Raw genomic sequence first — 26,495 nt, forward strand, 5'->3', positions numbered from 1 at the left:
GGATTACCTCGCGCGGTGGATATGGGCGCTTTGTACAAGCCCGAACGCGATCATCAAGACCAACATCGCCGACCCGCCATAGCTCACAAGCGGCAGCGGCACCCCGACCACCGGCGCGAGCCCCATCACCATCGACATGTTAACGGCGAAGAACAAAAAGAACGTCGCTCCGATACCGAGGATAAGCAGCGCGGAATACCGATCCCGGTTCTGCAACGCGGAGGTGATACAGAAGACCAGCACCAGCACATAAAGGGCAAGCAGGGAAAAGCCCCCGATGAAACCGAATTCCTCTGCCAGCGTGTTGAAGATGAAATCGGTGTGTTTTTCGGGCAGGAAGTTGAGTCGCGATTGCGTGCCTTGCATGAAGCCTCGGCCCGTCCAACCGCCCGAACCCATTGCGATTTTCGCCTGCGTGATGTGATAGCCTGCGCCCAGCGGATCGGTGCTCGGATCGAGGAACGTGTCGATCCGGCGGAACTGGTAATCCTTGAGAAGCTGCCAATCGGTGCCGCGGCTGAGGAAAACGGTATAGATCCCGGCGACGCCGCCGGCAATCAGGGTCACGAAATAGGCCCAGTGCACGCCCGCCAGAAACATCATCAGCCCGCCGCCGGCGACGAGCAATATCGCGGTGCCGAGATCGGGTTGCGTCAGCACCAGCCCGGTGGGCAGCAGGATGATGAACACCGGCAGGATCACCCAGAAGGGATGGGACGTCTTGCGCATCGGCAGCCAGTCGTAATAGGCCGCCAGCATCATCACCATCGCGATCTTCATCAGCTCCGAAGGTTGCAGGCGCATGAACCCGAGATCGATCCAGCGTTGTGCTCCCATTCCGACGGTGCCGAAGAATTCGACCGCGACCAGAAGCGCCAGCGCGATCAGATAGGCCATCACCGACATGTTGCGCCAGAACCAGATCGGCACCATCGCCACCACGAACATCAGCGCGAGCCCCAGCGCGTAGCGCTTGAGTTGCGGCTCCGCCCAGGGCGCCATCGATCCGCCGGCAACGGAGTAGAGCATCAGGAACCCGACGCCCGCCAAAGCGGTGAGCAGCACCACCAGCGGCCAGTTGATGAAGAGCATCTTGCGCCAGCCGGCCGGCACGGTCTTGACGGTGTATTCGAGATAACTCATGCGCGGCTCGATGCCTCGGGGCTGCTCTCTTCGATCAGCTTTTGCAGCCGTTCCTGCTGTGCCGCGATATGCGCGCGATCCCCGGACGGGTAGGCATCGAGCGGCGGCGGGCCGCCGAAAAGCGCCTGCAGCGTCACGTCGCGCCCTATGGGGGCGGCTGCCTTCGACCCGCCCCCGCCATGCTCCACGACGACCGAAACGGCGATCTTCGGATTGTCGTAGGGCGCGTAATTGACGAAAAGCGCATGATCGCGGCGTTTCCAGGGCAGGTCCTCGTTGCGCGTCACACCGCGCGCGCGCTCGGCGGCGGTGATGTTGCGCACCTGGCTGGTGCCGGTCTTGCCCGCCATGCGGTAAGCGTCTTCGATGATGCGCGAGCGATAGGCGGTGCCGCGCCGGTTGTTGCTGACCGCGAACATCGCGCGTCGGATCTGGCGCAGGTGATTTTCGTTGAAGTTCATATCCGCGGCTTCAGAGATCGCCTGCTCCGTATCTCCGATATGACGCACCAGTCGCGGCGCAACCGATCGTCCCGTCGCCAGCCGTGCCGTCATCACCGCCTGTTGCAGCGGCGAGCACAGAACGAAGCCCTGGCCGATGGACGAGTTGACCGTATCGCCGATCACCCAGCTTTTGCCGCGTTCGCGCAGCTTCCATTCCTTGTCGGGGATCAGGCCGTCGGTCACGGCGGACATGCCGATGCTGAACGCATGCCCGAGGCCGAGCCGCTTGGCCGTTTCCGCGATCCGCTCGATCCCGACCTTCAGCGCGAGATCGTAGTAATAGACATCGCAGCTTTCGCGCAGCGATTGTTCGAGGTTCATATGGCCGTGGCCCGCCCGTTTCCAGCAATGGAACCGGCGGCCGCCGACCTTGAGATGGCCGGGGCACCACACGGTTTCATCGGGCGCCACGACACCCGCATCGAGCGCCGCCAGGGCTGTGACCATCTTGAAGGTCGAGCCGGGCGGATAGGCGTCCTGAACCGTCTTGGAGGCCAAGGGCCGGTGATCGTTCTCGCGCAGCGTGCTGTAATCGGCGACCGAGATTCCGCGAACGAACTTGTTCGGATCGTAGGAGGGCGAAGACGCGATCCCCAGAAGATCGCCGTTGTTCACGTCCATCACGACGACCGAGGCGCTTTCCGTGCCGAGCCGCGCTTGAATATAACTTTGCAGCCCGGCATCGACGGTGAGTTGCAGATCCGCGCCCGGCGTGCCCTCGCGGCGGTCGAGCTCGCGCATGACGCGGCCCACCGCGTTCACCTCGACGCGTTTCGCACCCGCGCGGCCGCGTAGCTGTTCCTCGTGCCGCGCCTCGATCCCGACCTTGCCGATCTGGAAACGCGGGATTCGCAGGACCGGATCGGGCTGCTCGTATCTCGCCAGATCGCGTTCGCTGACCGGGCCGACATAGCCGACGACATGCGCGAAATCGCCCTTGCGGGGATAGACGCGCGACAGCCCCACCTCGGGCGTGACGCCGGGCAGGGCAGGGGCGTTGACGGCGACCCGGCTGATATCCTCCCACGAAACACGCTCGGCCACGGTGACGGGCAAAAACGGCGCGCTGCGCTGCATCTCGGCGACCGCGCGGCCCAGCTCGTCCTCATCGAGCTGAACGAGCGCGGACAGCCGGGCGATGGTGTCGTCCACATCGCCGGCATCCTCGCGCACGATGGTGATGCGGTAGGACGGCTCATTGCCGGCGAGGATGACGCCGTTGCGGTCGAAGATCTGGCCCCGGCTCGGCGGAATCAGACGGATATTGATCCGGTTCTCCTCGGCCAGCAGGCGGAACTCGTCGGCCTGATCGACCTGCAGATGCCGCATCCTGAGCGCCAGCGCCCCGGCGAAGGCAAGCTGCGCACCGCCGAGCAGCACGCCGCGCCGGGAAATCCGGCGCATGCTTTCGGCGGAATCCTTAGGTGCGCGTCTCATATCGTCCGTCCCAAACGGTCCACTTCCCCCGGCCCGGCCCGCCGCACGCCGAAGAGCAAGTAGGACATTCCCACGACGAGCGGATAGGCCAATATCGTCATCGCCACCTGAACCGAGGCGAGCGCCAGCGTGCCCGGTGCCACGATAAGCACCATGAGGACCAGCCGGTAGATCATGGTTATCACAATCAGGACAGCGGCAAAGGTCAGCCATTCAAGAAAGAACGTCGTTTCCCGATGACGCCGCTCGCGCGATTTCAGCCATTCGGCGGCGCAGAGCACCAGAACCGACCACAGGCCCGGCGGGCGTTGGAGCAGCAGATCGGCCAACAGCATAACCCCCGCGATGAGCAGGGCCGGAACGAAATCGGGCCGCCGCACCGACCAGCCCAGCACCAACGCGGTCAGCACATCCGGCCCCGCCCAGCGGCTTGGGGTCAGATCGAGCGGCAGAAGGTGGAAAAACAGAACCACCAGCGCGATGAAGGCGAAAAGCGCCCGCATGCCCCATATGCGCAACCGGGCGGCATCCATCACTCAAGCCCCACTGTCATGTCCTCGGGCGCATCCGGCCCGCCGGTCGGTGCCTCCGGCAGAATGAGCGCGGAGGGGTTGGAGACACGCCGCGCGCCGTGATCGCGCAGCACCCGCAGGAATTCGAGCCTTTCATAATCCGCCGCCAGCCGTGTGCGCAGCCGCCCTCCGGGATCCTGCGCCACCTGACCGATCAAGAGGCCAGGCGGGAAGACGTCGCCATCGCCGGAGGTCACGATACGGTCGCCGGGGCGCACCTGATCGGGATCTTCGAGGAAATCGATCGGCGGGGCGGAGGTGTTGTCACCGACGATGAGCGCGCGCTGCCCCGATGGCTGAATGGTCGCCGGTATCCGGCTGGTCGCATCGGTCAGCATGATGACCCGGCTGGTATTCGCGCCGACGCCCGAAATGCGCCCGACAAGTCCGGTGCCGTCCATCGTGGCCCAGCCATCGACGATCCCGTCGCGCGAGCCGACATTGATAAGGATCGATTGCCGGAAGGGCGAGCCGGAATCGGCCAGAACGACCCCGGTGATATAGGTCAGGCGCGGGTCGATCCGCACATTGTTCAGATCGCGCAGCTTGGCGTTTTCCTGTTCAAGCTGAAGCGCGGCTTCCTTCCAGGCCGTCATCTGCCGCAATTCCCGCCGCAATTCCTGGTTTTGTTCATAGATCCGCAGGTAGCTTTGGAAATCGCGCGCGATGTTCACCGTGGCCGTGACCGGACCCATCGCCCAATCGAAGCTGGGCATCACGCGGTCGATCACCGCCGCGCGGAAACGCTCGACCCTCGGGCTATCGATGCGCCAAACGAAAAAGAGCGCAAGCAGGCACAACACGACGACCGCCAGCAGCAAGCGCCTGAGCGGGGTTGTGTAGGTCTCGCTGGTGCTTCGGTCTCTTGCCAATGGTTTCCGTTTCCCGTGAAAGGGCGGGCGGATCAGCTGTCGTAATCGATGGCGTGGCGCAATTGTCGTTCATATTCGAGCGCCTTGCCAGTGCCCATCGCCACGCAATTGAGGCTTTCATCCGCGATGGACACGGCAAGCCCCGTCTGTTCGCGCAACGCCAGATCAAGATCGCCGAGCAGCGCGCCGCCGCCCGTCAGCATGACGCCGCGATCCACGATATCGGCCGCAAGGTCGGGCGGCGTCGCTTCAAGCGCGGTCATCACCGCCTCGCAGATCTGCTGCACCGGCTCGGAAAGCGCCTCGGCGACCTGCGCCTGGCTGATTTCCGTTTCCTTGGGCACGCCGTTCAAGAGATCGCGCCCCCGGATCTGCATGGACGCGCCGCGCCCGTCATCGGGCATCCGGGCAGTGCCGATGGAGGTCTTGATCCGCTCGGCGGTTGAATCGCCGACAAGCAGGTTCTGCTGGCGGCGCAGGTAGTTGATGATCGCCTCATCCATCCGGTCCCCGCCGACGCGGACCGAGCGGGCATAGACGATATCGCCAAGGCTCAGAACAGCGACCTCGGTGGTGCCGCCGCCGATATCGACGACCATGTTGCCGGTCGGATCGGTGATCGGCATCCCCGCGCCGATGGCCGCCGCGATGGGCTCCGCGATCAGCCCGGCCTTGCGCGCGCCCGCAGAGAGCACCGATTGCCGGATCGCGCGCTTTTCAACCGGGGTCGCGCCATGCGGCACGCAGACGATGATCTTGGGTTTGGAGAAGGTCGAGCGGCGATGCACCTTGCGGATGAAATGCTTGATCATCTCCTCCGCCACATCGAAATCGGCGATCACGCCTTCGCGCATCGGGCGGATCGCCTCGATGCTGCCGGGCGTGCGGCCGAGCATCAGCTTGGCATCCTCGCCCACGGCGAGGACTTTCTTCTGACCGTCCTTGATGTGATAGGCGACGACGGATGGCTCGGACAGGACGACACCCCGGCCCTTGATGTAGACCAGCGTATTCGCGGTCCCGAGGTCTATGGCCATGTCCGAGGAAAACATGCCCATGATTTTGTCCAGTCCCAACATATACGCCCTGCCCCAGAAATAAATGCACGGCCCGCGACTCTTTGGAGGCGCAGGCCGGGGTTCTTATAGGCGCGCCGGGTGTCCGGCGAAAGGGCTTGCGGAAGGGTAATCAGCATGAATTTGCCTCGCGCCGCCGGGCGCGAGATAGGTCCGAAGCGGTCTCAATGTTTCGCATGCGAAACAATGGGTCACGCTGGCTGACCTATCATCCTGCAGCGCGCGATATGGCGCAAAGGTCGTTTTCGCCGCTTATTGCGTCGGAAGGATTTCCGCGCGACACGTTGATTGGCGCGATGTATCGCTCAAGATTTCCAAAAGGATCCGGCGCATGAAAACGCATGTCAAAGCTCTGGTCGTCGGCGGCGGCGCTGTCGGCACGTCGATCGCCTATCACCTTGCCCGCGCGGGATGGGACGACGTGATGCTGCTCGAACGCGATGAGTTGACGAGCGGCTCGACATGGCACGCGGCCGGGCTTCTGCCGTATTTCAACATGAGCTATGCGACGACGCATATCCATGACTATTCGATCCGGTTCTACAAGACACTGGAGGAGGAAACCGGCCTCAATGCGGGGTTTTCCGTGGTCGGCAATTTGCGGATGGCCCAGAGCCAGGCGCGCATGGACGAATACATGCTTTATGCCTCGACCGCCGAGACCTGCGGCGTGCCCTATGAATGGCTCAGCCCCGCGCAGATCAAGGAACGCTATCCGCTGGTGCGGACCGAAGATCTGGTTGGCGCGATTTACCACCCGACGGATGGTTACATCAATCCGGCCGATGTGACGATGGCGATGGCCAAGGGCGCGCGTCAGCGAGGCGTGAGAGTAGAGCGCAAATGGCAAGCCGATGGCTATCGCTGGACGGGCGATCATTGGGAGGTCACCTGCACGAAGATGGTCGAAAAGGGCGGCAATCTGGTGCCGTCGGACGAACGGGCCGTCATCCACGCGGAACACGTTGTTACGGCCACGGGCAATCATCCTCAGCGGACGGCGAAACTGCTCGGGATCAAGATCCCGGCGATCCCGGTGGAGCATCAGTTTATCGTCACCGAGCCCGACCCGGCGCTGGTCGAATGGCGCAAGGCCGGCAACCCGGAGCATCCTGTCCTGCGCGATGCCGATGCCAAATGGTATGTGCGCGAGGAACGCGGCGGCTGGATTCTCGGGCCTTATGAACGGAACGCCCCCGCGCGGTTCGAATACGGTGTGCCGGACAGTTTTCGCGCCGATCTCTTCCCGCTCGATCTGGAGCGGATCGAAGAGGAATACATGAGCATGATCCACCGGATTCCGTCTTCGGAGGAGGTGGGGCTCAAGGACGATTTCAACGGCCCGATCTGTTACACGCCCGATGGCAACCCGCTGGTCGGCCCGGCGCCGGGACTGCGCAACATGTGGCTCGCCGAGGGGTTTTCCTTCGGCATCACGGCGGCGGGTGGCACCGGATATTACCTTGCGCAGATGATGGTGGAGGGCGAGGCCGAGATCGACATGGCCTCGCTCGACCCCAAACGCTACGGCGACTGGATGACCACCGAATACGCCGCGCGCAAGAACGAGGAGGCGTATGAACATGTCTATGTCCTGCATCACCCCGACGAGGAGCGCCCCGCCTGCCGTCCTTTGCGCACCGCTCCGGCCTACGACCGGCAAAAGGCGCTAGGCGCGCAGTTCGGCTGTGTGAACGGCTGGGAACGGCCGAATTACTACGGCCCGCTCGATGCGGCGGATACGTTCGACCATGACGCGCGGTCTTTTCGGCGCGGCGCATGGTGGCAATATGCGGTGGAGGAAGCCAAGGCGATCCGCGAGGGCGTCGGGCTGATCGACGCGACCGCCTTCGCCAAGCACCGCGTTTTCGGCCCCGGCGCTTCGGCGTTCCTTGACTGGTTCACCTGCAACGCCTTGCCGAAAGTCGGGCGGATCAACCTGACCTATGCGCTGACCGAAGCGGGCACGGTGCGGACGGAATACACCATCGTCCGGCTTGCGGAGGACGAATACTATCTGGTCTCTGCAGGTGCGTGGGAAGCCTATGACAGCGATTATCTGAAAAAGGCCGAAGAGGATTGGTGGGCCGAAAATGCCGGGCCTGATAACTGGATGGGGATCGAGAACGTCACGACGAAATGGGGCGTGTTCGCCATTGCCGGGCCGAGTTCGCGCGATGTGCTGAAAGAGATCGTCAAGGATGCCGATCCCGATACCGTGCTGAGCAACAAGCGGTTCCCGTGGCTGTCCTGCCGCGATATCGAGCTTGGCATGTGTCCGGTGCGCGCGATTCGGGTGGCCTATACGGGCGAGCTTGGTTGGGAATTGCACCACCCGATCGAGATGCAGACTTACCTTTGGGACCGGCTGATGGAGGCCGGCGCTGGCCACGACATGAGGCTGGTCGGTGCGCGGGCGCAGAACTGGCTGCGGCAGGAAAAGAGCTATCGTGCCTTCGGCAACGAATTGGGCCGTGATGCCACGCCGCTGGAGGCCGACCTGCCGCGTTTCGTCGATCTGTCGAAGGAGTTTCGCGGCAAGGACGCGATGGAGCGGACCGGCGTTCGGTCGAAATGCTGCACGCTGCTGATCGACGGTCCACAAGATGCGGACCCCTGGGGGCGCGAGGCGCTTTACGATGGGGGCAGGCGCGTCGGGCGGCTGACCTCGGGGGGGTATTCGGTGGCCTTCGGCAAGTCGATCGGCATGGGCTATGTGAGCCCGGACCTGGCCGTGCCGGGGACGAGGCTGCAGGTCAAGATGTTCGATACGCTTTGGGATGCGGAAATTGTGCGGGACAGCCCCTACGATCCCGCGAATGAGGCGATCCGCATCGATGGGTGACCGTGTCGGATCGGTGCGGCGGCCGATCCGACAGGACGGGGGGCCAGCCCCCCGAACCCCCGGGATATTTCCGGCAAGAAGAAAGCAGCGCAATGACGCCGGATCTGCGCGCAAGCCGGTTATTCAGCCAAGCAACCGGCGGGCGATCACTTGCGCCTGAATCTCTGCTGCGCCTTCGAAGATGTTGAGGATGCGGGCGTCGCAGAGGATGCGGCTGATCTTGTATTCCAGCGCGAAACCATTGCCGCCGTGGATCTGCAGCGCGTTGTCGGCGGCGGCCCACGCGACGCGGGCGCCGAGCAGCTTGGCCATGCCGGCCTCCAGATCGCAGCGGCGGCCTTCGTCCTTTTCGCGGGCGGAGAAATAGGTGAGCTGACGCGCCACCATGATTTCGACCGCCATCATCGCCAGTTTCGAAGCGACGCGCGGGAAGTTGATGAGCGTCTTGCCGAATTGCTTGCGGTCCTGCGCGTAGGCCATGCCTTCGTCGAGCGCGGATTGCGCGACGCCGATGGCGCGGGCGGCAGTCTGGATGCGGGCGGATTCAAATGTCTCCATGAGTTGCTTGAACCCCTTGCCCTCTTCCATGCCCAGCAGGTTCTCGCCCTTCACTTTGAAATCATCGAAGTTGACGGTGTATTCCTTCATCCCGCGATAGCCGAGCACCTCGATCTCGCCGCCGGAGATGCCTGCGTCCTGCCAGGGTGCATCATCCGTTCCGGGGGTCTTTTCGGCCATGAACATCGACAGGCCCTTGTAATCGTCGGTATCCGGCACCGTTCGCGCCAGCACGGTCATCACATGGGTGCGCGCGGCATGGGTGATCCACGTCTTGTTGCCGTTCAGAATCCAGTCGCCGTTTTCGTCCTTCACGCCGCGCGTGCGCAGCGCGCCGAGATCGGAGCCGGTGTTGGGTTCGGTAAAGACGGCGGTGGGCAGGATCTCGCCCGAGGCCAGGCCGGGCAGCCACTTTTCCTTTTGCTCATCCGTGCCGCCGGCAAGCACCAGTTCTGCCGCGATTTCGGAGCGGGTGCCGAGCGAGCCGACGCCGATATAGCCGCGCGACAATTCTTCGGAGACGACGCACATGGATGCCTTGGACAGGCCCAGACCGCCGAGGTTTTCGGGGATGGTCAGGCCGAACACGCCCATTTCGGCAAGCTCGTCGATGATTTCCATCGGAATCAGCTCATCTTTGAGGTGCCATTCATGGGCATGGGGTTCGACCCGGTCGGCGGAGAAGCGGCGGAATTGTTCGCGGATCATGCCAAGTTCGTCGTCGAGCCCGCAGGCGCCGACGGTCAGTTCCGCGCTGCGCTCCTGCATCAGTTCGACAAGGCGCGTGCGCGCGGCCTGCGTGTTGCCCTCACCAGTAAGCTGCATCACCTCGGTCGTCAGGAATTTGCTGGTGTCTTCTTGGCTCAGACCGATGTCCTTAAGGCGCACGATTTCGCCCTGGTTCATCTGGATGCCGCCGTGGATCTGCCACAGATATTCGCCGAAGGCGATTTGGTGGATCAGTTGCTCCACTTCGCCGAACGCGCCTTCTGCATCCAGCCGTTCGGCCCAGCCCTGCATCTGGCGGAGGGATTCGACATAGGTGGCGAGCCAGGCAAGCGCATGCGCCGCCGTCTGATGCGTTTCGATCAGCGCGCCGGAGATGCGCCCGTCCGCCTCGACCATGGTGCGAACCCGCGCGGTCGCGCGCTCCAGAATATCGTTCGCGGCGGGCAGGGCCGCCTTCGTCAGGGTCAGCAGATCGGGCAGAATGGCGCCCGGGGTCAGGGTGAGGTCTTGTCCGTCATGGGCCATGAATCGCATCCTTCTGTCGCTTGCTGCATAGATAGCACTTCGCAGGTGCAGCGCAACTTAAATGCCGAATTAAAAGCGTGGATGATCGAAAATTGCGCGCTTGCGGCTTGCGTGCTGCGCTGCGGAATGAGGGTCCGGGCCGTTTCGCAGCGGCCCGGACGGGCTATGCTCAGCCGATTGCGGCGGCTTTCACGTCGTCATCGATATACGGGACGTATTGCGCGAAATTGTCGGCAAACATCTGCACCAGCTTTTCGGCTTGCGCGTCATAGGCGTCCTTGTCGTTCCACGTCCGGCGCGGATCGAGCAGCATATCCGGCACACCTTCGACGGCGACCGGCACATCGAAGCCGAAATTGGGATCCTTGCGGAACTCGGCCTCGGCGAGGCTGCCATCCAGCGCGGCGGTCAGCAAGGCGCGCGTTGCCTTGATCGGCATGCGTTGCCCGGTGCCATAGGCGCCGCCAGTCCAGCCGGTATTGACCAGCCAGCAGGTCGCGCCATGTGACGCGATCTTCTCGCGCAGAAGGTTGCCGTAAACCTCGGGCCGGCGGGGCATGAAGGGCGCGCCGAAACAGGTGGAAAAGGTCGGCTCCGGCTCGGTCACGCCGCGCTCGGTGCCGGCCACCTTTGAGGTGAAGCCCGACAGGAAGTGATACATCGCCTGCGCCGGTGTCAGCCGCGCGATGGGCGGCAGCACGCCGAACGCATCACAGGTGAGCATGATGATGTTCTTGGGATGCCCGCCGAGAGCGGTTTTGGACGCGTTGGAGATATAATCGAGCGGATAGGCGCAGCGCATGTTCGCGGTCAGGCTGTCATCCTCGAAATCCAGATCGAAGGTTTCGGGATCGAACACCATGTTCTCGATCACGGTGGCGAACTTGCTCGTCGTGGCGTAGATCTCCGGCTCCGCCTCCGGGCTCAGGTTGATCGTCTTGGCATAGCACCCGCCTTCGAAGTTGAAGGTGCCGCGATCGGACCAGCCGTGTTCGTCGTCGCCGATCAGCACGCGGTTCGGATCGGCCGACAGCGTTGTTTTACCAGTGCCGGAAAGGCCGAAGAAGATCGCGGTATCGACTGGATTGCCGACAGCATGATTGGCCGAGCAATGCATCGGCATGATGCCCTTCTCCGGCAGCAGGTAGTTGAGCAGCGAGAACACGGATTTCTTGTTCTCCCCGGCATATTCGGTGCCACCGATCAGGATCATCTTGCGGTCGAAATTCATCGCGATCACGGTTTCGCTGCGGCAATCGTGCTTTTCGGGATCGGCCTGGAAAGACGGGCAGTTGAACACGGTGAAATCGGCGACGAACGTTCCCAGATCGTCGCGCTCGGGACGGCGCATCATGTGGCGGATGAACAGGCTGTGCCAGGCCAGTTCGGTGACGAACCGCACATCAATGGCGTGTTTCGGATCGGCGCCGCCGACGAGATCCTGAACATAGTAATCGCGGCCCTTCATATGCTCGAGCATGTCGCGATAAAGCGCGTCGAACCCTTCGGGGGACATCTCGGCATTGTTGTCCCACCAGATCTTGTCGGCGACATCGCCCGTCTTGACGACATGCTTGTCCTTGGGGGACCGGCCGGTGAACTTGCCGGTGGTGACAAGAAACGCGCCGCCCTTTCCGAGCGTGCCTTCCTCGCGTTCAAGAGCGGCCTGGATCAGGGCCGGCTCGGTAAGGTTGTAATAGACATTGCCAAGCCCGTCGATCTGTTGATCCTCAAGCCGGAATTCCGGGTTAACCCGTCCAAATGTCATTTGCCAAGCTCCTGTAGCCGCGCGATCAGCGGCGGTATCGTCGAGGGCCGCAGACGCGGTCCGCCCCGGGCGGCGCGCCCGCGGTATCGCGGTCTTAACATGAGCATTCCGAAACTGAACAGGATCCAAACGTGTCGTTAGCGCAACCAAACGGCGGTTAGCGCAACCAGCGGCTGCGGCGTGCGAATGTGGTGATGCAAATTAGTCATCCGTAAGGGTTTTTGCGCCTCAATGGGGAAGAAGGATGGAAGTGATTCGCAAAATTGGATTGGCGGGATGCTGAAAAACACGCATAATGGCAGAAAAATATAATTGAGAGCAGTACAAGGAACACCCCCATGTCGAAAATCGCCCTTGTGGACGATGACAGGAACATCCTGACATCTGTCGCAATCACGCTCGAAGCCGAAGGGTTCGAGGTCGAAACCTATAATGACGGGCAATCTGCCTTGGATGCGTTCAACAAGAAGATGCCGGACATGGCCGTCTTCGACATCAAGATGCCGCGCATGGACGGAATGGACCTGCTTCAGCGCGTGCGTCAGAAATCGAAGATGCCGGTGATTTTCCTGACCTCCAAAGACGACGAGATCGACGAGGTTCTGGGCCTTCGCATGGGGGCGGACGATTATGTCAAAAAGCCTTTTTCCCAAAGGCTCCTGGTCGAACGCATCCGCGCTTTGCTTCGGCGGCAGGATACCATGGCCAGCGATGCCGCCGGCGGCGAGGTCGAAGAGGCCAAGCTGATGGTGCGGGGCGAATTGACGATGGATCCGCTGCGCCATTCCGTCTCCTGGAAAGGGCAGGATGTGTCCCTGACCGTCACGGAATTCCTGCTGTTGCAGGCGCTGGCGCAGCGCCCCGGTTTCGTCAAATCGCGCGATCAGCTGATGGATGTGGCCTATGACGATCAGGTCTATGTCGATGACCGGACCATCGACAGCCATATCAAGCGGCTTCGCAAGAAGATGCGCACTGTCGATAGCGAGTTCTCGGCGATCGAGACGCTTTATGGTATCGGTTATCGCTATAACGAAGAGTGACTATGGCATTGGTCGAGGGTGTGGACATCGGGAAATCCGGGTCTCGCAAGGATGCAGATGTGGTGCTCGGGGACGATTGGATCGCCCCTGACCGGACGGTCGATTCCGAAGTGCGCGACAGCAGCGAACGGCGCGGGCTGTTTTCGCTCAACCGCTCTCCGCTGACCCGCAAGATCATCACCTTCAACCTCGTCGCGCTCAATTTCCTGGTCGCGGGCGTTCTTTTTCTCAATTCCTCCCGCGATACGCTGGCTGAACAAAAGGCGGCGAATGTCCGGGTCGAGGCGGAGCTTGTCGCCGATGTGTTCGAGACTGCCTTGCGTGGGAAAGAGGCGGTCAATCTGGGCACCGGCGACGGTGTCGATGTGGCCGCGGTGCTCGAGGGGGTCAATGTGCCTCCGAGCGCGCAACTCTTCGTCTTCGATGCGGCGCGGTTTCTTGTCGGCGAAATCGGCGGAAACGAGGCCTCGGATTTGTTGGCCGCGCCCGAGAAGCCGACGGTCATCTCCGATTTCCTGCTGACCGTCTGGACGAGCGTTTCATCGGTGTTCCGGTCCGATCCGGCGTTCGATTCATTGACGCTGGAGGATATCCTGCGCCGCCAGATCGAGCAGACGGACCCGGCGCGAACCCGCGTGGATCGCAGCGAAGGGCCGAACGGCGCGACGATTTTCACCGCGCTCAGCCCGATCGAGGTCGAGGACGGGGTGGCCGGAACCGTCGCTCTGGTAAGCTATGCTCCCGAGATCGACGCCGCGGTGCGGCTGGAGCGGGAAAACGTGTTGCAGATGTTCGTGATCGCGACGCTTGTCTCCATCGGGCTGAGCCTCGTTTTGGCATCGACGATCTCCAACCCGATTTCCAATCTGGCCGATGCCGCGGAGGTCGGACGGGAGCGCAACCGCCGGAACGTGTCTTCCGGCCGCATCCGGATTCCCGACCTGACGGCGCGGCCCGACGAGATCGGCCGCCTGTCCGGCGCGCTGCGCGGAATGGTGGCCGCGCTTTACGACAGGATCGATGCGAATGAACAATTCGCGGCAGACGTGGCACATGAGATCAAGAACCCGCTGGCCTCTCTGCGTTCGGCGGTGGGCACCTTGCGCGTCGCCAAGCGCCCGGATCAGGTCGACCGGCTGCTGGACGTGATTGACCATGACGTGCGCCGGCTCGACCGGCTGGTCAGCGATATCTCCAACGCGTCGCGGCTCGACAGCGAATTGGTGAAGGAAGAGGAAACGCAGTTCAATCTGCTAGACATGCTGGGCAACCTGTCGCAGTTCCTCGGCGAAGATGCCCGCAAACGGGGGATTGAATTCATCACCGATCTGCCGTCGCGACCGATCCCGGTGCATGGGCTCGAAGCGCGTCTGGCGCAGGTTTTCGTCAACCTCATCACCAACGCGATCAGCTTTTGCGAGGATGGCGACGCGATACGCCTCTGGGCGCGCCAGCGCGAGAACCGCGTGCTCATCGTCGTGGAGGATACCGGCCCCGGCATCCCGGACGAAGCCTTGACCAAGATCTTCAAACGCTTCTACTCGCAGCGCCCGGAAACCGATTTTGGCAATAATTCCGGCCTCGGCCTCGCCATTTCGAAACAGATCGTCGAAGCGCATGGCGGTGTGATCTGGGCGGAGAATATCCGCCCGACCGAAGCCGACGCCACGTCCGAGCCGCTCGGCGCCCGGTTCGTGGTGGGCCTCCCGCTTTAGGCCGATGGTGCCGCTCCCGTCTATGGTGCTGCATGGCTCGGCGGTGGCGGTCAACGGGCGGGCGGTGTTGATAATCGGGGCGTCTGGGTCCGGTAAATCGGCGCTTGCGCTGGAAATGATGGCGCGGGGCGCGGTTCTGGTGGCCGACGATCAGGTCCGCCTCAATCCGCACGGCAATGGCGTTGTCTTGACCTGTCCGAAGCCTATAGCCGGCATGATCGAGGCGCGAGGCGTCGGCCTGATCCGGGCCGAACATGTATCCGATATTCCGCTCGCACTTGTCGTCGATCTTGACCAATCGGAAACCGAACGGATGCCGCCCGAGCGATCCATCACCTATCTGGGAATACGTTTCCCGCTTATTCACAATGTCGCGCACCGGCATTTTCCCGCCGCTTTGATACAATATCTCAACAGCGTAGAGCGAGTTGATGAATAGCGAAAGCGCCATGACCCGAAACCCCGAGACCGGCCCGGACCGCAACCGCATCGTGCTGGTAACCGGCCCGTCCGGTGCGGGGCGGGCAACGGCTCTTAACGTGCTCGAAGATCTGGGGTTCGAGACGATCGACAACATCCCGTTGAGGATGATCCCGCGTCTCTTCGATGGCGCGCCGCTCGATCATCCGCTCGCGCTGGGTATCGATGTGCGAAACCGCGATTTCTCGCTGTCTGCGCTGATTGATCTTCATGGCGGGCTGTCCCGAAGCCGGGATGGCGGTGTCGCGCTGCTCTATCTCGATTGTCGCCCCGATGTTTTGTTAAGGCGCTACTCGGAAACACGTCGTCGCCATCCGCTAACTCCGTTGGACGCACCGGAGGCGGGCATCCTGCAGGAGATCGCGCTGCTCGGACCGATCGAGCAGCGGGCCGATATCGTGATCGACACATCCGACCTGTCGCCGCATGATCTCAAGAGCGAACTGCATCAATGGTTTGCTGACGGGGCAGGCCAGAGCTTGTCCGTCACGGTGCAGTCCTTCTCCTACAAGCGCGGGATTCCGAACGGTGCTGACATGGTGTTCGACTGCCGGTTCCTTGCCAACCCGCACTGGAACGATGACCTGCGTGACGGCACGGGCCTCGACGGCCCCGTCCGGGCGTTCGTGCAAGCCGATGAAAGATACGACGGTTTTGCGCAGCGCGTCCGCGATCTGTTGCTTTTCATGCTTCCGAGTATAGAAGCAGAGGGCAAAACGCATTTCGTTGTCGGAATCGGATGCACCGGGGGGCAACATCGCTCCGTCGTGATGGCACAGGACGTTGCGTCAACTCTTGCACAGCAGGGGTGGCGGGTGGCACTGAACCACAAGGAATTGGCGCGACGCGGGATCGCGGCCTCCGGCAATTCGTCAGCGCCGGAAGTTGGAAAGGCAGCAAAGTGATCGGGATCGTCATCGTCGCGCATGGGGGCCTGGCGCAGGAATATCTTGCTGCGGTCGAACATGTCGTCGGTCGCCAAAAGGGCATGGTCGCCGTTTCGATCGCCAGCGACCACAACCGCGATGCCAAGCAAACCGAGATCTGCGCCAGGGCCGACGAGGTCGATACCGGCGGCGGTGTCGTGATCGTGACCGATATGTTCGGCGGATCGCCGTCGAACCTGAGCCTGCGCGCCTGCCGGCCGCAGAACCGGCGCATCGTCTATGGCGCGAACCTTCCGATGTTGATCAAACTGGCGAAAAGCCGCGACAAATCCGTGCCCGATGCCGTGCGCGCCGCACTTGAAGCCGGGCGTAAATATATTGACAGTCAGGATATGAGCCTCGATCACAACGTCTGATTGGGGCAGGTTTGGGGGCGCATGCGCATGAACGAAACGGCGCAGCGGAAGCTGAAGATCGTGAACGAAAAGGGCCTGCATGCCCGTGCCTCGGCCAAGCTGGTCGAGGTGGTCGAAGGGTTCGATGCCAGCGCGGAGGTGCGGCGCGAGGGCACGACCGCGCCCGGAGACAGCATCATGGGGCTTCTCATGCTCGCCGCGTCGAAGGGCACGACAATCGAGGTCATAACCCGCGGCCCCGACGCGGAGGCGCTTGCCGCAGCGATCGAAACGCTGGTGGCGGATCGGTTCGGCGAAAACGCCTGAGCCGTTCTACCGGGTCGGCACCGGGGTATCGCCGCGATAGTCGTAAAAGCCGCGTTTCGTCTTGCGTCCAAGCCAACCGGCTTCGACATATTTCGTCAGCAGGGGGCAGGGGCGGTATTTCGTATCGGCCAGCCCGTCATGCAGCACGTTCATGATCGCGAGGCAGGTGTCGAGTCCGATGAAATCGGCCAGTTCCAGCGGCCCCATCGGATGGTTCGCGCCCAGCTTCATCGATTGATCGATGGAGTTGACGTTTCCGACCCCTTCGTAAAGCGTGTAAACCGCTTCGTTGATCATCGGCATCAGGATGCGGTTGACGATGAAAGCGGGGAAATCCTCGGCCGATGCCGCGGTTTTACCCAGCTTTTCGACAACGCCGAGACAGGTTTCGTAGGTCTCCCGATCGGTGGCGATGCCGCGGATCAGTTCGACAAGCTGCATCACCGGAACGGGGTTCATGAAATGGAACCCCATGAATTTCTCGGGGCGATCAGTACGGCTTGCCAGCCGGGTGATCGAGATGGAGGAGGTGTTCGAGGTCAGGATCGTGTTTTCGCCCAGATGCGGCAGCAAACCGTCGAAGATCTTTTGCTTGATCGCCTCGTCTTCGGTTGCCGCCTCGATCACCAGATCGGTCTGCGCCACTTGAGGAAGGTCTTGCGACAAGGTGATGCGGGAGAGTGCATTGTCGCGCTCCTCGGGCGTGATCTTCTCGCGGGTGACCTGGCGGTCGAGATTGCGTTCGATCAATTCGAGGGCTTTTTTCAGCGCATCTTCGCTGATGTCGTTCAGGACAACGTCATACCCGGCCAGCGCCATCACATGCGCGATACCGTTTCCCATCTGGCCGGCGCCGACGACACCGATTGAATTGACTGCCATTTACACGCTCCGTCCGTTCCGCCGGCACAATGGCGCGTGGGGCAGGGGGCTGCAAGGCGGATCGGGAGAAAGACCGCATTTTAGCTTTAGCTTTTTGGGAACCGAATCGCCCCAGTCTCGACCATGGGTAGATAAAGGGGTTGGGGATATGCTTGTTTCCTCCATGCGCGATCATTCGATTGATTATGCGCCATGTCACTACAATGGATCACGGCTTTGGTTCCGCGGGCCGTGCAAGACGTTGCAATCGCCATACATCGCCTGTCTGGGCGGGTGCGAAACCTATGGCCGTTTCGTCGCCGATCCATGGCCGGTGCGGCTTGAAACCATGCTGGGCCGGGCCGTTGTCAATCTCGGGGTGGAGAATACGGGTGTCGATGCCTATCTGAACGACGCCGGCGCGCTTTGCACTGCGGCTCAGGCGCGGCTGGCGATCATCCAGCTGACGGGCTGCCACAACGGATCGAACCGCTATTACACGGTGCATCCGCGCCGCAATGACCGGTTCGTCAAGGCGTCGAGCGCGCTCAAGGCACTGTATCCCGAAATGGATTTCACCGAGGTGCATTTCACGCGGCACATGCTCACGCGCCTCCGTAGCATCTGCCCGGACCGGTTCGCGCTTGTCGCGGAGGAGGCGCGCATCGCATGGCATGCCCGGATGCAGCAGTTGATCGCGCACATGAGCAGTGAGGTCATCCTGTTCTGGTTCGCGCCCTTCGCGCCGGAGAAGTCGAAGGACGACCTTGAGGATGGCGAGATTTTCCTTGATCGGCGCATGGTCGAACGTCTTCAACCACATGCGTTCGAAACGGTGGAACTCGTTGCAGACCCATGGGCCGAAGGACACGACGATACGACTGTATCGCCGCTCGAAACGGGCCGGGCTGCGCGATTGCCCGGAAGATCCGCCCATGAAGCAGCGGCCCGCGCGCTTCAGGATGCGATTGCGGGGGCGCTGCAATGAGAAAACGGCGCGCCACGATGGCGCGCCGTCTCAAAAGCCGCGAATACCTGCCTAGCCGAGCTTTTCGGTCAGTTCGGGCACGGCGGTGAAGAGATCGGCCACAAGCCCGTAATCGGCCACCTGAAAGATCGGCGCTTCCTCGTCCTTGTTGATGGCGACGATGATCTTGCTGTCCTTCATGCCGGCCAGATGCTGGATCGCGCCCGAGATGCCGACCGCGATATAGAGATCGGGTGCGACGACCTTGCCCGTCTGGCCGACCTGCCAGTCGTTCGGTGCGAAACCGGAATCGACCGCAGCGCGCGATGCACCGACCGCCGCGCCCAGCTTGTCCGCCAGTTTCTCGATCATGGCGAAATCTTCTTCGGAGCCGATGCCGCGCCCGCCGGAGACGACGATTCCCGCAGAGGTCAGTTCGGGGCGATCGCTTTCGGCGACCTTGTCCTCGACCCATTCGGACAGGCCGGGATTGTCGCCGGTGGCGATAGTCTCGACCGACGCAGATCCGCCCGTGGGCGCCGCATCGAATGTGGAGGTGCGGAAGGTGATGACCTTCTTGTCGTCCGCCGATTTCACCGTCTGGATCGCGTTTCCGGCATAGATCGGGCGCTCGAACGTGTCGGCATCCACGACCTTGGTCACATCCGTCAGGATCATCACGTCGAGCAGCGCGGCAACGCGCGGCAGGATGTTCTTGGCGTCCGTGGTCGCCGGCGCGGCGATATGCGAATAGTCGCCGGCAAGCGACGCGATCAGGGCGGCAACGGGTTCGGCAAGGCGGTGGCCGTAGAGATCGTCTTCGGCCAGCAGAACCTTCGAGACCCCCTCGATTGTCGCGGCTTCGTCGGCGGCGGCCTTGGCGCTCGCCCCTGCGGCCAGAACGACGACATCGCCCAGCTCGCGCGCGGCACTCACGGCCTTGGCGGTGGCATCCATCGCCAGCGCGCCGTCATTGATTTCTGCAATCAGAAGAACGCTCATCACACGGCCCCCGCTTCCTTGAGTTTCGCCACCAGTTCATCGACCGAGCCGACCTTGATGCCCGCCGCCCGCTCTTCGGGTTCGGAGGTTTTCACGATCTCCAGCCGCGGCGCGGTATCGACGCCGTAATCGGCGGCGGTTTTCTCGTCCATCGGCTTTTTCTTGGCCTTCATGATGTTCGGCAGCGATGCGTAGCGCGGCTCGTTCAGGCGCAAATCGGTCGAGATGATGGTCGGCAGCTTGACCTTCACGGTCTGCAGCCCGCCATCGACCTCGCGCGTGACCACGGCATGATCGCCGTCGATATCGACCTTGTTGGCATACATCGCCTGCGACCAGCCGAGCAGCGCCGACAGCATCTGACCGGTGGCGTTCATGTCGTTGTCGATGGCCTGCTTGCCGCACAGCACAAGGCCGGGCTGTTCCTCCTCGATCACCTTAGCGAGAATCTTGGCAACGGCCAGCGGTTCGATATCCTGATGCACGTCGTCGGCGGCCACGATCAGGATCGCGCGATCAGCGCCCATCGCCAGCGCGGTGCGCAGGGTTTCCTGACTTTGCTTGACACCGATGCTGACGGCAACGATCTCGTCGGCCTTGCCGTTTTCCTTCAGGCGGATCGCCTCTTCGACGGCGATTTCGTCGAACGGGTTCATCGACATCTTCACATTGGCGAGATCGACACCCGAACCGTCCGCCTTGACGCGAACCTTCACGTTGTAGTCGATCACGCGTTTGACCGGCACGAGGACCTTCATAAGCGCGTTCCTTCCGTTGTATCGCGGCGACACCGCGATTCTGACGTTTCGTTCCGGCCAAGGCTTACCTAACTGATCACTGGGGAAACAGGCCAAAATCGCCCCGTTAGCGCCATCGGACGCCGCGTTTCCGCTGATCCTTCGCCCGGCCGGGTCAGATTTGGTTGAACCTGTTGTCGCGGGGAAAGCCGCGCGGTGCCATACGTCCGCTTCCGGCGCGTTTGCCCGTCCATTCGGCCAGATCGGTCTGCGTGCGCGTGCGCCCGGCGGGATCAAGCCATGACAGGCCGTTTTCCAAGGCGAAGGTCGTGGCATCCGACAGGCCACCATCCTTGTATTTCTGCAGCCGAACACCCTTGCCGCGCGACATTTCGGGCAATTCGTCCAAGGGAAACACGAGAACCTTGCGGTTTTCGCCAACCACGGCCACCGCATCGCCCGCCACCGGCTTGCACAGCTTCGCCGTCACGTCGCCGCGCACGTTCAGCACCTGTTTGCCGGCACGGGTCTGGGCCACCACGTCGCTTTCCGGCACGATGAACCCGTCGCCGGCGCTCGATGCGACCATCAGCTTGCGGCCGGGTTTGTGAATGAACAAATCGACGATCTGCGCCTCGTTGGGCAGATCGACCATCAGGCGCAGCGGCTCACCCATACCGCGCCCGCCGGGCAGATTTGCCGCCGATAGCGTATAGAACCGCCCATTGGAGCCGAAGACCAGCAGTCGGTCAGTCGTTTCGGCGTGGAAGATGAAGCGCGGGCCATCACCGTCCTTGAACTTCAACTCGCGCGCCAGATCGATATGGCCTGTCATCGCGCGGATCCAGCCCATCTGCGAGCAGACCACCGTGATGGGTTCGCGCTCGATCATCGCTTCTAGCGGCACATCTTCGACCTCGCCGGCTTCGGCGAATGTCGTCCGGCGCTTTCCGCCGGGATAATCCTTGCCGAAGGTCTTCTTGACCTCCTTGAGCTGCCGGGACACCGCCGACCATTGCAGATCGACACTGTCCAGCAGGTCCTCGAGCCCGGCGCGCTCTTCCATCAACCTGTCGCGCTCGGCCACCAACTCCATCTCTTCGAGCTTGCGCAGCGACCGAAGGCGCATGTTCAGGATTGCTTCGGTCTGAACTTCCGTCAGGCCAATCTCGCCTTTCGCCTCAGGCGGCGATACGTAATCCGCCTCGTCGCGCGCGCGGGGATGATCCTTGCCCCAATCCTCGCGCATCAGCGCCGCCTTGGGATCGTCGTCATAACGAATGATATCGATGACACGGTCCAGGTTCAGAAAGGCGACGATAAGGCCTTCGAGAACTTCGAGCCGATGATCGATCTTGTCCATCCGGTGCTGACTGCGCCGGATCAGAACCTCGCGCCGGAAGTCGAGAAACGCGCGCAGCACCTCCTTCATGGAGCAAACCTTGGGCGTCAGCCCGTCGATCAGCACGTTCATGTTGAGCGAGAACCGCACTTCCAGATCGGAATTGCGATAGAGCATGTTCATCAGGACATTCGGATCCACGTTCTTCGAACGCGGCTCAAGCACCATGCGGATGTCGTCGGCGCTCTCGTCGCGGATATCGGCGAGGATCGGGACTTTCTTGGTCTGGATCACCTCGGCCAGACGCTCGACCAACTTGGATTTCTGCACCTGATAGGGAATTTCGGTCACGACGATCTGCCACTGACCACGCCCGAGATCCTCGACCTCCCATTTGCAGCGGAGCCGCATCGAGCCGCGGCCGGTGCGATAGGCCTGCGCAAGCGTCTCGCGATCCTCGACGATGACGCCACCGGTCGGGAAATCGGGGCCCGGAACGTAGTTGAGCAACGTGTCGTCACGCGCATCCGGGGTGGCGATGAGATGCAGGCACGCGTCGATCAGTTCCGCGATGTTGTGCGGCGGGATGTTCGTGGCCATCCCGACCGCGATGCCCGACGCGCCATTTGCCAGAAGGTTCGGAAACTGCGCCGGCAGGACAGCCGGTTCGGTGAGCGTGCCGTCGTAATTGTCACGAAAATCGACCGCGTTTTCGTTCAGCACGTCAAGTAGCGCCTCGGCGACCTGCGTGAGCCGCGCTTCGGTGTAGCGGGCAGCGGCGGGGTTGTCGCCGTCGATATTGCCGAAATTTCCCTGCCCGTCGACCAGCGGATAGCGAACCGCGAAATCCTGCGCCAGCCGCGCCATCGCGTCATAGATCGCGGCGTCGCCATGCGGGTGATAGTTGCCCATCACGTCGCCGCTGATCTTGGCCGATTTGCGGAACCCCCCCGTGGAACTCAACCGCAATTCGCGCATTGCGTAAAGGATACGGCGATGCACCGGCTTGAGCCCGTCGCGCGCATCGGGAAGCGCGCGGTGCATGATCGTCGAAAGCGCGTATGTCAGATATCGCTCGCCGATCGCGCGGCGCAGTGGTTCGGCCACATCGCGGGAATTTGGATCGGGAGTGTCGACAGGATCGGTCATGGCGGATGTGATAGCCACCCCCTCTGATGCCGTAAAGCAATTGCGCGCATTATTTTCGCCTCTCAGGGCGCGCCGGGCAGCAGAATCGGAGTATTCTGTGCGCGCGGCACTGGTGGAACAGGGCCGCTGGGGGATGAAATGAATAGATATATCATAATTGCCTTCGCCGTCATGGCGTTGGCGTTTTACGAATTGTCAGGAGGCGCGGATTTTGTGCCGGGCGAAAATTCCTTGCGGATATTCGCGCAACCGAAGCCCGTGGCGCCCAGGTCGCAGTCTGCCGATCTCGTCGCGCGCGCCGATACCAGCGCAAGCCGCTTGACCGACGTCGTGCCGGCCCGCGCCGCTCCGGAGCCCGAAACATCGCTCGACCCGGTGCTCAGCGGTGTCTCGTTGGCGTCGGTGGAGCAGATGGCGTCCGCTGCTGAAGACACGGCGACGATTGCAACGCCCGTGCCGCCGAAACCCGAAATACAAAGCGGGCCGGATCTTCGCTTCGTCGATGGCGACCGCGTGAACATGCGCGCCGGCCCCGGCACCGATTTCGCCGTGATCGGACAGTTGCAGCGCAACGACATGATCGAGGTGATTGACGACGAGGGGGATGGCTGGCTGCATATCCGCGCCTCGGCGAGCGGCGAGGATGGCTGGATGGCCGATTGGCTCGTAAGCGCCGCGAACTGACGTGAAGACCCGCAACATCCTGATCACCGGCTGTTCCTCCGGCATCGGCCTCGATACGGCGCGACGACTGAACGCGCTCGGCTGGACTGTGTTCGCGTCCTGCCGGCGGATGGAGGATTGCGCGATGCGCGAAGCCGAAGGGTTCATGGCGCCGCGCATCGATTACGAAGACGAGCGCAGTATCGCGCAAGGCGCGCAGCAGGTGCTGGAGGCAACCGGCGGTCATCTTGATGCCGTGTTCCACAACGGCGCCTATGCCATACCCGGCCCGCTCGAGGATATTCCGACCGCCGCCTTGCGGGCGCAGCTGGAGGCCAATTTCCTCGGTTGGCACGACCTGAACCGCCATATCATTCCCGCAATGCGCGCGGCCGGGCGCGGGCGCATCCTGCTCAACTCATCGGTGCTCGGCCTCGTCGGGATGCGCTATCGCGGCGCCTATGTGTCCAGCAAGTTCGCGCTCGAAGGTTATGCCGATGTGCTGCGCATGGAGATGGCAGATGCCGGGATCGACGTGGTGCTGATCGAGCCGGGGCCGATCGCGACGGAATTCCGCGCAAACGCGATCCGCCAGTTCGAACGATGGGTCGACTGGACAGCTTCCGCGCGGCGCCGCCAATATGAAGAATCTTTGCTGGAGCAGCTGCACGAGGGCAGCAAAGGCCGTCAATGGCCCGCCTCCTCCGTCACCGATGCGGTGATCCGGGCCTTGAACGCCCGCCGACCGAAACCGCGCTATGCCGTTACTGCGCCAACGCACGCGATGGCCATCGCCCGCCGTATCCTGCCCGCGCGAATGCTCGATTGGGTTTTGTCCAAAGGCTGACTTTCCATTCGCCTTCAGGCAAGCTACGGCTACATGGCGCATCATCCGAAGCTGAACGGGGCTCGCCATGACGAACGATCCGCTATTCATCATTGTCGCAATCGCCTGTCTGGCGGTTGTCGCCGTGCTGGTCTTCGGCATCGGCAGCTTTGCCAAGGGCGGAGACTTCAACAAGAAATATGCCAACAAGGCGATGCGCTGGCGCATCATCGCGCAGTTTCTGGCGGTGATCCTGATCCTGCTCTTCGTCTGGGTAAGGGGAGCCTGACCATGGTCGTTCTGAACAAGATCTACACACGCACTGGCGATGCCGGAGAAACCGCGCTGGGCGACGGCACGCGCGTCGCCAAATACGACGCGCGCGTGGAAGCCTATGGCACGAGCGACGAGTTGAACGCGGTTCTGGGGCTGGCGCGCCTGCACGCCTCGGATGAGATGGATGCGCAGCTTTCGCGGATCCAGAACGATCTTTTCGACCTTGGCGCCGATCTTTGCCGGCCGGACCTGTCGGGCGACAAGGACGCCGAATACCCCCCGCTGCGCATGGTCGCGTCCCAGATCGACAGGCTGGAAGCCGAAATCGACGCGATGAACGCCCGTCTCGAGCCGCTGCGCAGCTTCATCCTGCCGGGTGGCTCGGCGCTTTCGGCATATCTGCACCAATGCCGGACGGTCGCCCGACGGGCCGAGCGGCGCGCGGTCGAACTCGCGTCCACCGAAGAGATCAACCCGGCGGCGATCAGATACCTCAACAGGCTGAGCGACTGGTTCTTCGTCGCCGCGCGTATCGCGAATGACGATGGCAAGAACGACGTGCTCTGGGTGCCCGGCGCCAACCGCTGAGGCGCCCTTCCGGCTTCTTTGGGCCTAAAATACCTCGGGAGTGTGAGGGCAGAGCCCTCACCCCCGCCTCCGGCGGGGTATTTCGGTCGACCGAAATACCCGATGCGTCACCGCATCGGCACCCGGCTTTCAGCCTTCGCGATCCGTCACGTTTTCCTTGAAGGCGGTCTCGAACGCCGCCTTCTGCGCCTCGCTCGCCTCTGTCTGATAGCGTGCCTTCCATTCGGACATCGGCATGCCGTAGAAGATCTTGCGGGCCTCGTCCTTGCCCATCTCGATTCCGCGCTCGTTGGCCGCTTCCTGATACCAGCGACTCAGGCAATTGCGGCAAAAACCGGCCAGGTTCATCATGTCGATATTCTGCGCGTCAGGGCGATCCTCGATCAGGTGCCGGCGCAGCCGGCGGAAGGCCGCGGCCTCGATCTGGATGCGGGTCTGGTCGTCCATGCTAACTCCTTTCAGCGTTCGCTTTCGGCCAGCGCGGCCGCCAGAAGGGGCGCAAGGCGCTGCCCCCAGGCTTCCTGCGCGGCTTCGGTTTCGATCAAATCGTTACGCAATTCGATAAGTGTATTGAGGCGTCCGCAATGCAAGGCATGTCGGTCGATCGTATCGCCCGGAAGATGCCCCGGATAGGGCTCGTTGCGCCCCACGACGAGATCGGGTTCGGCCTGAAGACGAGCGATCAGCGGATCGGACAGCCGGCTGTCATAGCCGTGAAGGATCCCGACATGCCAGGGCCGGCTCGGCCGGCCGCGCAACTGCCGGGTGTAGGAATGGATCGACACGATCACGGTATCGTCCCGGCGATTCGCCAATCGCTCCAGCTCCGCGTGATAGGGGCGGTAATAGGCCTCGAGCCGGCGCGCCTTTTCGTCCGCTCCGGCGCTGCGGTTGCCCGGAACGACCGATCCGTCATAAAGCCGCATCAGCAGCGTCGGATCGTCCTCGCCCCGGTTGGGATCGATCACGAGGCGGGAGAAATTCGTCAGGATCGCCGTCCCTCCAAGAGCATCGGCGAGCGCCAGCGAAACCCCCGCCGCGCCAGGGTCGAAGGCGATGTGGCGCGTCATGTCGGCCTCTGGCAGCCCGAGGGTACCGCCCAGATCCGGCGGCACCGTGTTATGCGCGTGATCGCAGGTGATCAGCCATCGCGATGCGCGGTTCTCGGCATGCACAAAGTAAGGTAGATACGACATCGATGCGGATTCT

The 26,495-nt window shown here is 62.5% G+C and carries 25 protein-coding genes; 12 read left to right on the top strand and 13 right to left on the bottom strand.

Translation table 11 applies throughout. The features are described from left to right. Positions 1-3: 3 nt before the first annotated feature. From rodA to M3465_RS07395, 5 genes are read right to left on the bottom strand one after another with little or no spacing between them, the layout of a single operon-like run. The gene (rodA, locus tag M3465_RS07375) at positions 4-1,143 is read right to left on the bottom strand and encodes a rod shape-determining protein RodA (protein WP_249501093.1); all 1,140 of its coding nucleotides are present in this window, start codon (positions 1,141-1,143) and stop codon (positions 4-6) included. Next, positions 1,140-3,083, bottom strand: a complete 1,944-nt coding sequence (gene mrdA / locus M3465_RS07380) for a penicillin-binding protein 2 (RefSeq protein ID WP_249501094.1) — start codon at positions 3,081-3,083, stop codon at positions 1,140-1,142. Before mrdA ends, rodA begins: the two co-directional genes overlap by 4 nt. After that, the gene (locus M3465_RS07385; protein WP_249501609.1) at positions 3,080-3,616 is read right to left on the bottom strand and encodes a rod shape-determining protein MreD; all 537 of its coding nucleotides are present in this window, start codon (positions 3,614-3,616) and stop codon (positions 3,080-3,082) included. The genes mrdA and M3465_RS07385 overlap by 4 nt, the downstream gene beginning before the upstream one ends. Continuing rightward, a complete protein-coding gene (mreC, locus tag M3465_RS07390) occupies positions 3,616-4,527 on the bottom strand; it encodes a rod shape-determining protein MreC (RefSeq protein ID WP_249501095.1) in 912 nt (303 codons plus the stop codon). Before mreC ends, M3465_RS07385 begins: the two co-directional genes overlap by 1 nt. Positions 4,528-4,559: 32 nt before the next feature. Further along, on the bottom strand, positions 4,560-5,606 hold the full coding sequence (locus tag M3465_RS07395; RefSeq protein WP_249501096.1) for a rod shape-determining protein: 1,047 nt from the start codon (positions 5,604-5,606) through the stop codon (positions 4,560-4,562). A gap of 328 nt (positions 5,607-5,934) precedes the next feature. Here M3465_RS07395 and M3465_RS07400 point away from each other — a divergent pair, with 328 nt between their 5' ends. Next, positions 5,935-8,448, top strand: coding sequence for a GcvT family protein (locus tag M3465_RS07400; protein ID WP_249501097.1), 2,514 nt, complete (start codon positions 5,935-5,937; stop codon positions 8,446-8,448). Between the two features lie 123 nt (positions 8,449-8,571). Here the strand turns inward: M3465_RS07400 and M3465_RS07405 are convergent, their stop codons facing one another. Both M3465_RS07405 and M3465_RS07410 read right to left on the bottom strand, forming a co-directional pair. Continuing rightward, complete coding sequence (locus tag M3465_RS07405; RefSeq protein ID WP_249501098.1) at positions 8,572-10,260, bottom strand: acyl-CoA dehydrogenase family protein; 1,689 nt, start codon at positions 10,258-10,260, stop codon at positions 8,572-8,574. A gap of 169 nt (positions 10,261-10,429) precedes the next feature. Continuing rightward, positions 10,430-12,028: a phosphoenolpyruvate carboxykinase gene (locus M3465_RS07410; protein ID WP_249501099.1), complete on the bottom strand. Its 1,599-nt coding sequence runs from the start codon at positions 12,026-12,028 to the stop codon at positions 10,430-10,432. Positions 12,029-12,366: 338 nt separating this feature from the next. Between M3465_RS07410 and M3465_RS07415 the strand changes: the two genes are divergently transcribed. The 6 genes from M3465_RS07415 to M3465_RS07440 are packed head-to-tail and all read left to right on the top strand — an operon-like array spanning position 12,367 to position 16,875. Then, positions 12,367-13,071, top strand: coding sequence for a response regulator transcription factor (locus M3465_RS07415; protein WP_249501100.1), 705 nt, complete (start codon positions 12,367-12,369; stop codon positions 13,069-13,071). Positions 13,072-13,073: 2 nt separating this feature from the next. Next, complete coding sequence (locus tag M3465_RS07420; protein ID WP_249501101.1) at positions 13,074-14,786, top strand: sensor histidine kinase; 1,713 nt, start codon at positions 13,074-13,076, stop codon at positions 14,784-14,786. A 4-nt stretch (positions 14,787-14,790) separates the two neighbouring features. Further along, a complete protein-coding gene (locus tag M3465_RS07425; protein WP_249501102.1) occupies positions 14,791-15,225 on the top strand; it encodes an HPr kinase/phosphorylase in 435 nt (144 codons plus the stop codon). Then, positions 15,218-16,171, top strand: coding sequence for an RNase adapter RapZ (gene rapZ, locus M3465_RS07430; RefSeq protein WP_249501103.1), 954 nt, complete (start codon positions 15,218-15,220; stop codon positions 16,169-16,171). The genes M3465_RS07425 and rapZ overlap by 8 nt, the downstream gene beginning before the upstream one ends. Continuing rightward, positions 16,168-16,569 (top strand): PTS sugar transporter subunit IIA, encoded by a 402-nt coding sequence (locus tag M3465_RS07435; protein ID WP_249501104.1) that lies wholly within the window; start codon positions 16,168-16,170, stop codon positions 16,567-16,569. The genes rapZ and M3465_RS07435 overlap by 4 nt, the downstream gene beginning before the upstream one ends. Before the next feature lie 27 nt (positions 16,570-16,596). Continuing rightward, the gene (locus M3465_RS07440) at positions 16,597-16,875 is read left to right on the top strand and encodes an HPr family phosphocarrier protein (RefSeq protein WP_249501105.1); all 279 of its coding nucleotides are present in this window, start codon (positions 16,597-16,599) and stop codon (positions 16,873-16,875) included. Between the two features lie 6 nt (positions 16,876-16,881). Here M3465_RS07440 and M3465_RS07445 read toward each other — a convergent pair whose 3' ends face one another. Continuing rightward, a complete protein-coding gene (locus tag M3465_RS07445) occupies positions 16,882-17,757 on the bottom strand; it encodes a 3-hydroxybutyryl-CoA dehydrogenase (protein WP_249501106.1) in 876 nt (291 codons plus the stop codon). Positions 17,758-17,905: 148 nt separating this feature from the next. On the opposite strand from M3465_RS07445, the gene M3465_RS07450 reads away from it, so the two are divergent. Beyond that, the gene (locus tag M3465_RS07450) at positions 17,906-18,724 is read left to right on the top strand and encodes a DUF6473 family protein (RefSeq protein WP_249501107.1); all 819 of its coding nucleotides are present in this window, start codon (positions 17,906-17,908) and stop codon (positions 18,722-18,724) included. Positions 18,725-18,775: 51 nt separating this feature from the next. Here M3465_RS07450 and M3465_RS07455 read toward each other — a convergent pair whose 3' ends face one another. The 3 genes from M3465_RS07455 to M3465_RS07465 form a co-directional block, all read right to left on the bottom strand. Next, positions 18,776-19,705 carry an electron transfer flavoprotein subunit alpha/FixB family protein gene (locus tag M3465_RS07455; RefSeq protein ID WP_249501108.1) on the bottom strand — a complete coding sequence of 310 codons (930 nt, stop codon included), beginning with the start codon at positions 19,703-19,705 and terminating at the stop codon, positions 18,776-18,778. Beyond that, a complete protein-coding gene (locus M3465_RS07460; protein ID WP_249501109.1) occupies positions 19,705-20,463 on the bottom strand; it encodes an electron transfer flavoprotein subunit beta/FixA family protein in 759 nt (252 codons plus the stop codon). The genes M3465_RS07455 and M3465_RS07460 overlap by 1 nt, the downstream gene beginning before the upstream one ends. A 154-nt stretch (positions 20,464-20,617) precedes the next feature. Continuing rightward, positions 20,618-22,933, bottom strand: coding sequence for a DNA topoisomerase IV subunit A (locus tag M3465_RS07465; RefSeq protein ID WP_249501610.1), 2,316 nt, complete (start codon positions 22,931-22,933; stop codon positions 20,618-20,620). 138 nt (positions 22,934-23,071) lie between these two features. On the opposite strand from M3465_RS07465, the gene M3465_RS07470 reads away from it, so the two are divergent. The 4 genes from M3465_RS07470 to M3465_RS07485 all read left to right on the top strand — a co-directional run bounded on the left by M3465_RS07470 (position 23,072) and on the right by M3465_RS07485 (position 25,286). After that, positions 23,072-23,617 (top strand): SH3 domain-containing protein, encoded by a 546-nt coding sequence (locus M3465_RS07470; RefSeq protein ID WP_249501110.1) that lies wholly within the window; start codon positions 23,072-23,074, stop codon positions 23,615-23,617. A gap of 1 nt (position 23,618) precedes the next feature. After that, positions 23,619-24,443 (top strand): SDR family NAD(P)-dependent oxidoreductase, encoded by an 825-nt coding sequence (locus M3465_RS07475; protein WP_249501111.1) that lies wholly within the window; start codon positions 23,619-23,621, stop codon positions 24,441-24,443. 67 nt (positions 24,444-24,510) lie between these two features. Further along, complete coding sequence (locus M3465_RS07480) at positions 24,511-24,711, top strand: twin transmembrane helix small protein (protein ID WP_249501113.1); 201 nt, start codon at positions 24,511-24,513, stop codon at positions 24,709-24,711. Positions 24,712-24,713: 2 nt separating this feature from the next. Then, positions 24,714-25,286 carry a cob(I)yrinic acid a,c-diamide adenosyltransferase gene (locus M3465_RS07485; protein ID WP_249501114.1) on the top strand — a complete coding sequence of 191 codons (573 nt, stop codon included), beginning with the start codon at positions 24,714-24,716 and terminating at the stop codon, positions 25,284-25,286. Between the two features lie 129 nt (positions 25,287-25,415). Here M3465_RS07485 and M3465_RS07490 read toward each other — a convergent pair whose 3' ends face one another. Then, positions 25,416-25,733, bottom strand: a complete 318-nt coding sequence (locus M3465_RS07490) for a DUF1244 domain-containing protein (protein ID WP_249501115.1) — start codon at positions 25,731-25,733, stop codon at positions 25,416-25,418. Between the two features lie 11 nt (positions 25,734-25,744). Further along, complete coding sequence (locus M3465_RS07495) at positions 25,745-26,482, bottom strand: N-formylglutamate amidohydrolase (protein WP_249501116.1); 738 nt, start codon at positions 26,480-26,482, stop codon at positions 25,745-25,747. Positions 26,483-26,495: the final 13 nt, after the last annotated feature.

Source organism: Marivita sp. GX14005 (genome assembly GCF_023370775.1).
Lineage (GTDB): Bacteria > Pseudomonadota > Alphaproteobacteria > Rhodobacterales > Rhodobacteraceae > Marivita.

Excerpts from the sequence above, each read along its gene's own strand:
- M3465_RS07450 (WP_249501107.1), top strand. The coding sequence starts at position 17,906 with ATGCTTGTTTCCTCCATGCGCGATCATTCGATTGATTATGCGCCATGT.
- M3465_RS07465 (WP_249501610.1), bottom strand. The coding sequence starts at position 22,933 with ATGACCGATCCTGTCGACACTCCCGATCCAAATTCCCGCGATGTGGCC.
- M3465_RS07490 (WP_249501115.1), bottom strand. The coding sequence starts at position 25,733 with ATGGACGACCAGACCCGCATCCAGATCGAGGCCGCGGCCTTCCGCCGG.
- rodA (WP_249501093.1), bottom strand. The coding sequence starts at position 1,143 with ATGAGTTATCTCGAATACACCGTCAAGACCGTGCCGGCCGGCTGGCGC.
- M3465_RS07410 (WP_249501099.1), bottom strand. The coding sequence starts at position 12,028 with ATGACATTTGGACGGGTTAACCCGGAATTCCGGCTTGAGGATCAACAG.
- mrdA (WP_249501094.1), bottom strand. The coding sequence starts at position 3,083 with ATGAGACGCGCACCTAAGGATTCCGCCGAAAGCATGCGCCGGATTTCC.
- M3465_RS07420 (WP_249501101.1), top strand. The coding sequence starts at position 13,074 with ATGGCATTGGTCGAGGGTGTGGACATCGGGAAATCCGGGTCTCGCAAG.
- M3465_RS07385 (WP_249501609.1), bottom strand. The coding sequence starts at position 3,616 with ATGGATGCCGCCCGGTTGCGCATATGGGGCATGCGGGCGCTTTTCGCC.
- M3465_RS07495 (WP_249501116.1), bottom strand. The coding sequence starts at position 26,482 with ATGTCGTATCTACCTTACTTTGTGCATGCCGAGAACCGCGCATCGCGA.
- M3465_RS07405 (WP_249501098.1), bottom strand. The coding sequence starts at position 10,260 with ATGGCCCATGACGGACAAGACCTCACCCTGACCCCGGGCGCCATTCTG.
- rapZ (WP_249501103.1), top strand. The coding sequence starts at position 15,218 with ATGAATAGCGAAAGCGCCATGACCCGAAACCCCGAGACCGGCCCGGAC.
- M3465_RS07440 (WP_249501105.1), top strand. The coding sequence starts at position 16,597 with ATGAACGAAACGGCGCAGCGGAAGCTGAAGATCGTGAACGAAAAGGGC.
- M3465_RS07480 (WP_249501113.1), top strand. The coding sequence starts at position 24,511 with ATGACGAACGATCCGCTATTCATCATTGTCGCAATCGCCTGTCTGGCG.
- M3465_RS07395 (WP_249501096.1), bottom strand. The coding sequence starts at position 5,606 with ATGTTGGGACTGGACAAAATCATGGGCATGTTTTCCTCGGACATGGCC.
- M3465_RS07455 (WP_249501108.1), bottom strand. The coding sequence starts at position 19,705 with ATGAGCGTTCTTCTGATTGCAGAAATCAATGACGGCGCGCTGGCGATG.
- M3465_RS07485 (WP_249501114.1), top strand. The coding sequence starts at position 24,714 with ATGGTCGTTCTGAACAAGATCTACACACGCACTGGCGATGCCGGAGAA.
- M3465_RS07400 (WP_249501097.1), top strand. The coding sequence starts at position 5,935 with ATGAAAACGCATGTCAAAGCTCTGGTCGTCGGCGGCGGCGCTGTCGGC.
- M3465_RS07415 (WP_249501100.1), top strand. The coding sequence starts at position 12,367 with ATGTCGAAAATCGCCCTTGTGGACGATGACAGGAACATCCTGACATCT.
- M3465_RS07470 (WP_249501110.1), top strand. The coding sequence starts at position 23,072 with ATGAATAGATATATCATAATTGCCTTCGCCGTCATGGCGTTGGCGTTT.
- M3465_RS07445 (WP_249501106.1), bottom strand. The coding sequence starts at position 17,757 with ATGGCAGTCAATTCAATCGGTGTCGTCGGCGCCGGCCAGATGGGAAAC.
- M3465_RS07460 (WP_249501109.1), bottom strand. The coding sequence starts at position 20,463 with ATGAAGGTCCTCGTGCCGGTCAAACGCGTGATCGACTACAACGTGAAG.
- M3465_RS07425 (WP_249501102.1), top strand. The coding sequence starts at position 14,791 with ATGGTGCCGCTCCCGTCTATGGTGCTGCATGGCTCGGCGGTGGCGGTC.